Origin of the sequence: Nocardioides sp. IC4_145 (genome assembly GCF_011250565.1) — a bacterium.
Lineage (GTDB): Bacteria > Actinomycetota > Actinomycetes > Propionibacteriales > Nocardioidaceae > Nocardioides.
The window spans coordinates 127,054-138,082 of sequence record NZ_JAANMS010000005.1; the positions used below are offsets into that span (position 1 = coordinate 127,054).

9 protein-coding genes are annotated in these 11,029 nt (G+C 74.3%); 2 read left to right on the top strand and 7 right to left on the bottom strand.

What is annotated here, in order from left to right:
- Positions 1–100: 100 nt before the first annotated feature.
- Positions 101–526, top strand: a complete 426-nt coding sequence (locus tag G6553_RS04340; protein ID WP_166189515.1) for a MarR family transcriptional regulator — start codon at positions 101–103, stop codon at positions 524–526.
- Between the two features lie 34 nt (positions 527–560).
- Here the strand turns inward: G6553_RS04340 and G6553_RS04345 are convergent, their stop codons facing one another.
- The 6 genes from G6553_RS04345 to G6553_RS04370 form a co-directional block, all read right to left on the bottom strand.
- Positions 561–1,367: a hypothetical protein gene (locus G6553_RS04345; protein ID WP_166189487.1), complete on the bottom strand. Its 807-nt coding sequence runs from the start codon at positions 1,365–1,367 to the stop codon at positions 561–563.
- Positions 1,368–1,490: 123 nt separating this feature from the next.
- Positions 1,491–3,173, bottom strand: a complete 1,683-nt coding sequence (ettA, locus tag G6553_RS04350; RefSeq protein WP_166189488.1) for an energy-dependent translational throttle protein EttA — start codon at positions 3,171–3,173, stop codon at positions 1,491–1,493.
- Between the two features lie 87 nt (positions 3,174–3,260).
- Entirely contained in the window at positions 3,261–3,740 is a 480-nt protein-coding gene (gene ssb, locus G6553_RS04355; protein WP_347565480.1) for a single-stranded DNA-binding protein, read from the bottom strand.
- Positions 3,741–3,913: 173 nt separating this feature from the next.
- Positions 3,914–5,563, bottom strand: coding sequence for a GTPase (locus tag G6553_RS04360; protein ID WP_166189490.1), 1,650 nt, complete (start codon positions 5,561–5,563; stop codon positions 3,914–3,916).
- Positions 5,564–5,605: 42 nt separating this feature from the next.
- On the bottom strand, positions 5,606–7,378 hold the full coding sequence (locus tag G6553_RS04365) for a GTPase domain-containing protein (RefSeq protein WP_242679961.1): 1,773 nt from the start codon (positions 7,376–7,378) through the stop codon (positions 5,606–5,608).
- Positions 7,375–8,496: a PrsW family intramembrane metalloprotease gene (locus tag G6553_RS04370; RefSeq protein WP_347565481.1), complete on the bottom strand. Its 1,122-nt coding sequence runs from the start codon at positions 8,494–8,496 to the stop codon at positions 7,375–7,377. The genes G6553_RS04365 and G6553_RS04370 overlap by 4 nt, the downstream gene beginning before the upstream one ends.
- An 86-nt stretch (positions 8,497–8,582) precedes the next feature.
- Between G6553_RS04370 and G6553_RS04375 the strand changes: the two genes are divergently transcribed.
- On the top strand, positions 8,583–10,049 hold the full coding sequence (locus G6553_RS04375) for an aminopeptidase P family protein (RefSeq protein WP_347565482.1): 1,467 nt from the start codon (positions 8,583–8,585) through the stop codon (positions 10,047–10,049).
- A gap of 120 nt (positions 10,050–10,169) precedes the next feature.
- Here G6553_RS04375 and G6553_RS04380 read toward each other — a convergent pair.
- The coding region (locus tag G6553_RS04380) for a hypothetical protein (RefSeq protein WP_207619336.1) at positions 10,170–11,029 on the bottom strand (860 nt) is incomplete at its 5' end.

Here is an 11,029-nt window from a genome sequence, read left to right on the forward strand (position 1 = left end):
CAGCGCGGCGGCTCCGCGGCCCTAGAGTGACCCCGTGGCACAGCTAGGCGAACCCCGGTGGCTCGACGCTGGACAGCAGTGGTCCTGGCGCTCCCTCGTCATGGGCACCACGCTGCTCTTCGACCGCCTCGACGACGACCTGCGCCGGGACTTCGACATCTCGCTGACGGAGTACGAGATCCTCGTGCGGCTCTCCGAGCGCGACGGCCAGATGCGGATGGCCCAGCTGGCCGACGCCCTCGCGCACAGTCGCAGCCGGGTCACCCACACGGTGGCGCGGATGGAGAAGGCCGGCCTCGTCCGGCGCTCCAGCTCGCCGGAGGACGGCCGCGGCATCGTGGCCACGCTCACCGACAAGGGCATGGACCTGCTGCGCCGCGCGGCTCCGGTGCACGTCCGCGGGGTGCGCGAGCACCTCGTCGACCTCGCCGGCGAGGAGGACTTCGCCGCCCTCGGCCGGGTCATGGGCGCGGTGAGCGACCACCTGGTGACCGCTCACCCCGAGATGGAGATCCGGCACCCCTGACCGCGGCGTCGGGCGGGTGTCCCCGCGCGACGGGTCAGGCGTTCCCGCCGGCGCAGGAGTCGGCGTACGCCACCAGGTCCCGCGCGTTCCAGTGCGAGGGGTCGGCGTGCCCGCCCTTGACGTCGAGCAGGCTGATGTCGGCGCCGCGGCCGCGCAGCTGGTCCACGAGCGGCCGGGTGTTCTCCGCGTAGTCCACCCACTCGTCCTGCTTCGACGACACGACGCGGTAGCGGGTCTCGGTCGGCAGCCGGTCGACGTTCGCGATCGGGTTGCGGTCGGCGGGGACCGGCCCGCCGCCGTACGCCCGGCGGATGTAGCCGGGACCGCCGGGGACCTTCTCCATCCGCGTCAGGTCGAGGGCGGGCTTGACGCCGTACCAGCAGGCGGGGGCGCGTACGCCGTGCGTCAGCGCGTTGAGCGCGATCGAGGCCCCCATCGAGCCCGAGACCCAGAGCCGGACCTTCGCGCCGGCCTGCTTCTCCGCCCAGTCGACGAGCAGCCGGGTGTCCTTGGTCGACGCCGCGTTGCCCCACGACTGCGAGTGGAACTCCGAGGAGGCCACCGCCCAGCCGTTGCGCCGCAGGGCGTCCAGCCAGGGGCCGTCGACGCGGTCGTTGACGTTGCCGCCCTGGCCGTGGAACCAGACGACCACGCCCTTGGGCTCCGGCCCGGGCAGTGACAGGCGCACGGACTGGCCGGCCAGCGTGCTGCGGACCGTCGTCGGCCCCTTCTCGCCCCCACCGTTCGCGCCGGTGCTGAGCATCGGTGCCACCACGAGTGCGGCGGCGACTCCCAGCACCACCACGACCGCGCTGACGACGGCTGATCGCCGAATCCTCATGGGTCCTCCCCCCAGACGGCCCCGGTCGGGGTCCGTCGAGGTGGCCAACGACCGCGGGACGCCGTGGTTATGACGTCCCGCGTGTGGTCTGCCTCAACCGGCCCCGACCCGGGCGCGAGGACCTCAGTCGCGGGTCAGGCGGCGGTGCGTGACGCGGTGCGGGCGAGCCGCCTCGACGCCGAGCCGCTCGACCTTGTTCTCCTCGTAGGCCGCGAAGTTGCCCTCGAACCAGAACCACTTGGCCTGGTCCTCGCCGTCGCCCTCCCAGGCCAGGATGTGGGTCGCGACGCGGTCGAGGAACCACCGGTCGTGGGAGGTGACCACGGCGCAGCCCGGGAAGTCGAGCAGCGCGTCCTCGAGCGAGGACAGCGTCTCGACGTCGAGGTCGTTGGTCGGCTCGTCGAGCAGCAGCAGGTTGCCGCCCATCTTCAGCGTGAGCGCGAGGTTGAGCCGGTTGCGCTCGCCGCCGGAGAGCACGCCGGCCTTCTTCTGCTGGTCGGGGCCCTTGAAGCCGAACGACGCGACGTAGGCGCGGGAGTTCATCTCGAAGTTGGCGACCTTGATGAAGTCCAGCCCGTCGGAGACGACCTCCCAGACGTTCTTCTGCGGGTCCAGGCCACCGCGGCTCTGGTCGACGTAGGAGATCTTCACCGTCTGGCCGACCGTGAGCTCACCGCCGTCCGGCTCCTCGTTGCCGGTGATCATGCGGAACAGCGTCGTCTTGCCGACGCCGTTCGGGCCGATGACGCCCACGATGCCGGCGCGCGGCAGCGAGAACGACAGGTCGTGCATGAGCGTGCGGCCCTCGAAGCCCTTGGTCAGCCCCTTGGCCTCGAGCACGACGTCACCGAGGCGCGGACCGGCCGGGATGTTGATCTCGGAGGTGTCGATCTTGCGCATCCGGTCGGCCTCGGCCGCCATCTCCTCGTAGCGCGCCAGCCGGGACTTGCTCTTGGCCTGGCGGGCCTTGGGGTTGGAGCGGACCCACTCCAGCTCCTTCTCCAGCATCTTGGCGCGCTTGGCGTCCTTCTGGCCCTCGATCTTGAGCCGGTCCTTCTTGGTCTCGAGGTACGTCGAGTAGTTGCCCTCGTAGCCGTGGATCGAGCCGCGGTCCACCTCGGCGATCCACTCGGCGACGTTGTCCAGGAAGTACCGGTCGTGGGTGACGGCCAGCACGGCGCCGGGGTAGGTCTTCAGGTGGCCCTCGAGCCACTGCACCGACTCCGCGTCCAGGTGGTTGGTGGGCTCGTCGAGCAGGAGCAGGTCGGGCTGCTGGAGCAGCAGCTTGCACAGCGCGACGCGGCGCCGCTCGCCACCGGAGAGGTGGTCGACGAGCGCGTCCGCCGGCGGGCAGCGCAGCGCGTCCATCGCCTGGTCCAGGCGCGAGTCGAGGTCCCACGCGTTGGCGTGGTCCAGGTCGGTCTGGAGGTCGCCCATCTCGGCGAGCAGGGTGTCGAAGTCGGCGTCGGGGTCGGACATCTGCTCGCTGATCGCGTTGTAGCGGTCGAGCTTGCCCTTGATCTCGCCGACGGCCTCCTCGACGTTCTCAAGCACCGTCTTGCCCTCGGTCAGGGGCGGCTCCTGCTGGAGCATCCCGACCGTCGCCTCGGGGTCGAGGATCGCGTCGCCGTTGTTGGGCTGGTCGAGCCCGGCCATGATCTTGAGCAGCGACGACTTGCCGGCGCCGTTCGGCCCGACCACGCCGATCTTCGCCCCGTGCAGGAACGAGAGGGTCACGTTGTCGAGGACGACCTTGTCGCCGTGGGCCTTGCGCACGTTGCGCAGGGTGAAGACATATTCCGCCATGGTCCCCGAGCGTAGTTGGGAACGGGCCGGAACACCCGTCCGGGGTGAGCGGGGCGGCCCTGCGCCGGGCCGCCCCGTCGACCGCGCTCAGGCTGCCGGCGCGGCCGCCGCTGCCGGCTCCGCGCCCTGACCGGCGACCTGACCGGCGCCCTGACCGGTGACCTGACCAGCGCCCTGGCCCGCCGCGCCCGGCTCGGCGACCGGGCGCGGCGTCTTGGTGAACACGCTCCGGCCGCGACCCAGGTCGTGGCCGACGAAGGTCGCCTCGACCTCGAAGGAGGTCACCTCGGCGCCGGCCGAGCTGATCCAGGTGCTGACGTTGAGCCGCCCGTGGACCACCACCGGGTCGCCGCGACGGACGGAGGCCGCGACGTTGTCGCCGAGCGCCCGCCAGGCGTTCACGGTGTACCACTGCGTCTCGCCGTCGACCCACTCCCCCGACCTGCGGGAGAACCGCCGGGGTGTGGCGCCCACCCGGAAGCTCGCCACCTGGGCGTCCCCCGCCTGCCGCACGGTCACGTCACCACCGACCCAGCCCTGCAGCGTCACCGTCGTCTCGTTGCTCACGATGTCTCTCCTCGCCTCGCGCCGGGACGGTCCGCTGGTCGGCCGTCCTCGGTCGTGAGCACGAGGCTCTGCGCCCGCACCGACGACCCCGGGACGGTCCGACGCGGGCTGGGGAGGACGCGGTTCCGAGCGTCTGGTGTGGAAAGAAGGTGGGCCGTGGGCCGCCCGGCTGGTCAGGCGAGGGCGGCGACCAGGCCGTTGCGCACGACGGTGTAGGCCTGCAGCTCGGCCTCGACCGGCGCCACGACCAGCTCCCCGGTCACCTCGTGGACGGCGGCACGCAGCCGCTTGTCCGCCACGGCGGCACGCCGGCGCGCCGTGGCCGCCACGAGGAACCGGCACACCAGCGCCAGCAGGAGCCCCAGCAGGATCCCGCCCAGCAGCAGGACCAGCGGCAGCGCGATGCCCGCGACCTTCGGCGTGGAGTCGTCGCCGAGCGTGCCGGAGACGACGAGCAGCACGGTCCACCCCAGGCCGACCGCCGCGGTCAGGACGAGCAGCCACTGCAGCACCCGGACCAGTCCGGCCCAGGCGGGGAGCTTCTCGACACCGAGGTCGGTGCGCGACAACGCGAGGTCGAGGCGGTCGTGGAGGTCGTCGAGCCGCGACGTCGAGGCACGGCGTACCGCCTCCTCCCACGGCCGGGCCAGGCCCTCGGAGACGTCGTCGGCCAGGCGGCGCACCTCGGTGTCGACGCGGGCGCGCTGCACCGGCGTCGCGGTCGGGACCGACGAGCGCGCCCGGCCGGTCAGCTCCTTGCCGGCCGAGCCGAGGTCGAGGTGGAGCCGCTTGAGCGGGTCGGGCTTGAGACCGCTGAGCCAGGAGACGACGGGCCAGCCGGTGGCCCGTCCCGCACGCAGCCGCGTGGAGCGCTCGACGGCGTCGACGACGGTCGGCACTCCGGCGGCGTCGGCCAGGGCACCCTCGAGGTCGGCGACCCGGTCGGCGGCGAGGGCGCGCGTGCGGCCGGTGCCGCTGACCTCCTGCACCGCCTCGGCAGCGCCGCGGAGGTCCGCCTCGAGGCGGGTGCGGGTCATCTTCTTGGCCTTCACCCGTGCCGCGACCTCCGCGCGCAGGTCGTCCAGGCCGATCCCGTGGCGGGCGCTGACCGCGATGACCGGCACGCCGGGCAGGCCGTCGGCGTCGAGCAGGCGGCGCACGTCGGCGACCATCGCGTCGCGGCGCTCCTCCGGCACGGTGTCGATGTGGTTGAGCACGACGACCATCACGTCGGCGTGGGTCTGCAGCGGCGCGAGGTAGCGGTCGTGGATCGCGGCGTCGGCGTACTTCTGCGGGTCCAGGACCCACACGAGCATGTCGGCGAGCTGCACCAGGCGGTCGACCTCGAGGTGGTGGGAGACCTCGGTCGAGTCGTGGTCGGGCAGGTCCAGCAGGACGACGCCCTCCATCGCGACGTCCTCCCGGCGCGTGTCCAGCAGCGAGTCGCGGGTCGTCTGGTGCCGCGGCGGGATGCCGAGCCAGTCGAGCAGCTCGGCCGCGCCATCGGCGCCCCACACGCAGGCGGTGGCCCACGACGTGGTCGGCCGGCGGACCCCGACCGCGGAGAGCTCGAGCCCGGTGAGCGCGTTGAACGTCGAGGACTTGCCCGACCCGGTCGCTCCGGCGATGGCGACCACGGTGTGGTCGGCCGACAGGCGCCGCCGGCCGGCGGCGCGCTCGGCGACGGCGTGGGCCTCGTCGAGCACCTCGTCGTCGAGGCGTCCCCGCCCCGCCTGCACGGCGGCCTCGAGGCCCTCGATCCGGGCACCGATGTCGGTACCCCGGGTGACCAGCTTCTTGGCACCCTCGAGCAAGGACGTCATGGTCTCCCTACAGCTGCTCGGACGGTCGGTTCGGACACCACCCTAGGCGTCCCGCCCGGTCGTGCCCCGGTCCAGGTCGTTCCGGCTGGCCGCGAAGCGCAGGTCGTCGACGCGGCGCGAGGCGTGCCGCAGCTGCTCGGGGGCCTCGACCGAGAGGCCGAGCCCGTCGAGGACGGCGACGTACCGGTCGCGCTCGGCGTCGAGCAGAGCACCGATCCGGACGTCGAGCGAGCGGCGTGCCCGCTCGGCGAGGGAGCGGACCGCCTGGTCGCCGAAGACCGCCTCGAGCAGCTTCTGGCCGAGCACGGCGCTGCCGCCGGCGATGCCGACCTCCGCGCCGACGAGCGCGCCGCCGGTGCTGGCGAAGACGACGACCATGAGGGCGACGGACAGGCCGTTGACGCCGTACGCCAGGAACCTCGCGGTGGTGCGCTTGTCGGCGCCCTCGGTGCGGACCATCTCCAGGACGTCCTGCTGCCACTCGCGCACGGCGCGCTCGACCTGGCGACGCAGCTCGCGCGAGGCGCGGCCGAGGTCCTGGTCGGCGCCCGCGAGGAGGGCGTGCCCGGCGGCGTACTGCTGCCAGGCGGCCTCGGCGCGCTCCGCGGCCGCCTCGGCGTGCTCGAGCACGAGCGTCTCGAGGCCGGACTCGACCGCGACGGTGACCCGCTCGGCCTGCTGCGGCTTGCCCTTGACGGCGTTGACCACACGCTCGCGCAGCCAGCCCACGCGGTTCTCCAGGGACTTGAGCAGCTCGCCGGTGCCGACGAACTCCTGCCAGCGTGCCAGCACCTCGCCGCGTAGCAGCGTGCCGTCGGCGCAGGCCTCGCGGACCCCGGTCAGGGCGGCGTCGTACGCACGGTCGGCGTCCTCGCGCAGCCGGCGCGCGGCCTCGACCTGCTCGTCGGCAGCCGCCGCGACCCGGAACGAACGCCCGGTCAGGGTGCGGATCGCGCCCTCGAGCGTCTGCTTGACGACGGCGGCCCGCGCGTCGGCGTCGGCCGCGAGCGACTCCAGCCAGCCGCGGATGTCGGCGACGTGGTGCGCGGGGAGCAGCCCGTCCTCGTCCACCCGCCCCTCGGTCACGGTGAACAGCGGGGAGTCCTTGAGACCCCGGCTGGCCAGCATCCGCGCCAGGTGCGCGGCGACCGTCTCGATGGCCTCGTCCGGCGTGCGGTCCAGGACGACCGCCACGGCCGTCGAGCGCTCGGCCGCCTGCTTCAGGAAGCCCCACGGGACCTGGTCGGCGTACCGCGCGGCGGAGGTGACGAAGAGCCACAGGTCGGCGGCCGCGAGCAGCTGCGCGGCCAGCAGCCGGTTGCGCTCCTCGACCGAGTCCACGTCCGGGGCATCGAGGATCGCCAGCCCGCGGGGCACGGCCTCCGAGGCGACCAGCTGGAGGGCGTCGGGGGCGTTGGTGGAGTGGTGGACCCGCTCGAGGTCCGGCAGCAGGCGGTCCTGCCCGAACCACTCCGCGTCCTCGGGATGGTGGACGAGCACGGGCGAGCGCGTCGTCGGCCGCAGGACACCGGGCGTGGTGACGCGCGTCCCGACGAGCGAGTTGACCAGCGTGGACTTCCCGGCGCCGGTGGAGCCGCCGACGACCGTGAGGAGCGGGGCGTCGATCGTCATCAGCCGCGGGATCACGTAGTCCTCGAGCTGGTCGACCATCTCCTGGCGCGCCGAGCGCTGCTCCTCGGCACCGGGCAGGTCCAGCGGGAGCGCGGCGGCCTGGAGCGCGCTGCGCAGCTGGACCAGGGCGGTCAGCATCCGGCTGTCACCGCTGGTCGGTGCGGTCGGCTCGGGGGAGGTCATCGGGTGGGTACCACCTGTCCGGGAAAGGCGATGGACGGGCGCACGGCGCCGATCCTCGCGACGTACTCCTGGCCCCGCGCGGCGAAGTCCGGCGGCGGGGTACCACGCAGATAGCGGTGGTGGAGGAAGCCGAGCTCGATGGCGGCCTGCTGGTAGTCACGCATGGCGCGCTCGGCGGCGGGGCCCCCCATCGAGCGGGCGTGCGCACGGGCCTGGCGACGAGCCCGGAGGTCGGTCACCCAGCCGATGTCGGTGGCGGGCACGAGGCCTCGCGCCGCCGCGTCGGAGAGAGCGGCGGTGAGCATCCGCCGCTCGCTGCGTCGTGCCCACACCGCCAGGCACCCGACCCCGACCAGCGCCGGCGCCATGAGCACGACGTAGACGAGCGCGAAGCTGCCGAAACCGTAGACGGTCGACCCGTTCCACAGCCCGTGGGCGACGACCGCGAGGGCGTAGCCCGCGAGCGGCGCGAGGACGCGGATCGCGCCGGAGCGCGACGCCACGGCGATGCCGACACCGATGCCGATGAAGGTCGTGAAGAACGGGTGCGCGAACGGGCTGAACAGGCACCGGACGACGAACGTCGCCGTCAGCGCCTCGGTGCCGCCCGGGCCCAGCCCGTCGGTGCCGTTGTAGGCGGCCGCGAGGTAGAGGATGTTCTCGGTGAACGCGAAGCCGACGCCCACCATGCCGGCGTAGACGATGCCGTCGAGCAGCCCGTCCAGCTCCGCGCGGCGCCACCACAGGAGCAGCAGCAGGAACACGCCCTTGCTGGCCTCCTCGGTGACCGGCGCGGCCACCGCGAGGCTCGCCTCCTCGCTGAGCCCGATCGCCAGCCCGCCGACGCCCTGGACGACGATCGCCGCCGCGGTGGCGACGAACGCCCCCCACAGCAGCCCGCTCGCGAGCAACCGCTTCGGCTCCGGCTCGTAGCGGTCCAGCCACAGGTAGCACGCGACAACCGGCCCCACCGGCAGCGCCGCCAGCACGGTCGCGACCAGCAGCGTGCTGGGAGCGCCCGACAGCGCGATGACCAGCAGCATCAGGGCGGCGCAGAGCACCACCAGCACGGTCACCACGACCGTGAAGGCGAGGCTGTCCCTGCGCGGTGCCGACACAGGACGCAGCCTATCGGTGGGCGGGCCCACGCCCCGCGTCGCGACGGGTGGGCGCCATCGTCCGGCGACCGACCTACAGTGGGAGGGTGAGCGAGCAGACCACCCCGGAAGTCCCCGCGCAGCCGAAGAACGACCCGGCCGACGCCCCGCGCACCGAGTCGCACGACCCCGCCGTGCCGGCGGCGTACTCCTCCTTCATGCGCACCGGATGGGGCGACCGCGAGCTCGACCTCCCGCCGCACGCCGTCGCACCCTGGGCGGCACGCCGCCGCGAGCGGCTGGCAGCGGCCTTCCCGGGCGAGCGGCTGGTGCTGCCGGCCGGCACCTACAAGGTGCGGTCGAACGACACCGACTACCGCTTCCGCGCCGACACCGCGCACACCTACTTCTCCGGCAACCAGACCAGCGACGCCGTGCTGGTCATCGAGGCCGACGGCCGCGCAGTGCTCTACGCGCGGCCCCGGTCCTCGCGAGAGACCGACGAGTTCTTCCGGGACCGGCAGTACGGCGAGCTGTGGGCGGGGCGCCGGCCGTCGCTGCACGAGATCTCCTCGTCCCTCGGCATCGAGGTGCGCCACGTCGACCGCCTCCAGGACGACCTGACGTCGCCCGCGCCGCCCAAGACCCGCGTCCACCGCGGGATCTCCGCCGCCGTCGACCGCCTCCTGCCCGGGGACGCCGGTACCGACGACGACCTGGCCCGCGTGGCCTCGGAGATGCGCCTGGTCAAGGACGAGTGGGAGGTCGGCGAGCTGCAGGCGGCCTGCGACGCCACGACCCTCGGCTTCGAGGACTCCGTGCGCGAGTGGGACAACGTGCTGCGCTACGGCGAGCGTTGGATCGAGGGCACCTTCTTCCGCCGTGCGCGAGCGATGGGCAACGACATCGGCTACGACTCCATCGTCGCCGGCGGCAAGCACGCCACGACGCTGCACTGGATCGAGAACTCGGGCGCGATCACCCCCGGCGAGCTGGTCCTGCTCGACATGGGCGTCGAGGGCCACAACCTCTACACCGCCGACGTGACGCGGACCCTCCCGGTCGACGGCACGTGGACGCCGCGCCAGCGCGAGCTGTACGACGTCGTGCTGGCCGCCCAGCAGGCCGGCATCGACGCCGTCCGCCCCGGCGCGCCGTTCACCGCCGCGCACGACGCCGCCATGTCGGTGCTCGCCCACGCGCTCGACGACATGGGACTGCTGCCCGTGCCGGCGGAGCAGGCGCTCGACCCCGACAGCAAGGTCTACGCCCGCTGGACGCTGCACGGCACCAGCCACATGCTCGGCATGGACGTCCACGACTGCGGCCGCGCGGCGCCGGAGGCCTACGCGAAGGGCACCCTCGCCGAGGGCATGGTGCTCACCGTCGAGCCGGGCCTCTACTTCCAGGAGGACGACCTGCTGGTCCCCGAGGAGCTGCGCGGCGTCGGCATCCGCATCGAGGACGACGTCCTGGTCACCGCCGACGGGGCCCGCAACCTCTCGGACGGGCTCCCCCGCTCGGCCGACGACATCGAGGCCTGGATGGCCGCCCGGGTCCCGCTCCGCGGCTGACCCGCCCCTCCCCCGGACCCGCACTCCGTCGTACGACGGGAACGGCCCGGCCCCGCGCGGATCACCGCACGGGGCCGGGCCGTCTGCTCGCCGGGCCGCTGCCCGACCCGACGAGCTCGTTCAGTCGAGCACCTCCGGCGCGACCTGGTCCTCGCCGAGCCAGTCCCAGCCGTCCTCGTAGTGCTCGTGGTCCACCGCGTCCTCGCGGTCGCGTCCGCGGCCCTTGCCGCCTGCGGCACCCGCCGCGCCGGCTGCTCCGGCTGCTCCGGCCGCACCGCGGACCGCACCGGCACCTCGTCCGGCACCGGCCGTACCTGCGCCACGGCCGGCCGCCCCGCGGGCTCCGGCGCCAGCGGCACCGGCTGCGCGGCCGGCAGCACCTGCAGCACCTGCGCGCCCACCGGCCCCGGCAGCACCTGCGCGCCCACCGGCCCCGGCAGCGCCGGCGCGTCCACCGGCCCCCGCGGCACCTGCGCGCCCGCCGGCCCCGGCAGCACCGCCGCGCGCGGCGGCGCCACTCCTGCCTGCCCCGCCTCCGGCTGCGGCTGCTCCGCCGGCGCGAGCCGACGCGCCCGCGCCGCGCCCGGCGGCACCGGACCGCGTCGTGGGACTGCCCGTGCCGGCGACGGCCGAGCGGCCGAGGGCTCCGGCCGAGCCGCTGCGGCTCGTGCTGCCGATCGCGCGGACCTGGCCCGCGGCGCCGCCCGCGACGGCTCCGCCCCGGACGCCGCCGAGCGCGCCCTGGCCCAGGCCGCCGGCCAGGAGGCCGCCGGCAGCGGCGCCGCCGGCGATGCCTCCGATGGCCCCGCCGGCACCGACACCGATGGACCCGGCGGGCGATGCACCCGCGCCGCCTCCGGCGGCCGGGGCGAGCGGGCCGGCGCCACCGCCGGGCAGTCCCGGGCCCTGGGGGACGCCCGGACCCGGGTTGGGGCCGGGGGTGAGCCCGGGCCCCTCTTCGATCACGACCGGCGTGGGGG

Bases quoted from the DNA above. Each gene is read 5' to 3' on its own strand.
- G6553_RS04345 (WP_166189487.1), bottom strand. From the start codon at position 1,367: ATGAGGATTCGGCGATCAGCCGTCGTCAGCGCGGTCGTGGTGGTGCTG.
- G6553_RS04365 (WP_242679961.1), bottom strand. From the start codon at position 7,378: ATGACCTCCCCCGAGCCGACCGCACCGACCAGCGGTGACAGCCGGATG.
- ettA (WP_166189488.1), bottom strand. From the start codon at position 3,173: ATGGCGGAATATGTCTTCACCCTGCGCAACGTGCGCAAGGCCCACGGC.
- G6553_RS04360 (WP_166189490.1), bottom strand. From the start codon at position 5,563: ATGACGTCCTTGCTCGAGGGTGCCAAGAAGCTGGTCACCCGGGGTACC.
- G6553_RS04340 (WP_166189515.1), top strand. From the start codon at position 101: ATGGGCACCACGCTGCTCTTCGACCGCCTCGACGACGACCTGCGCCGG.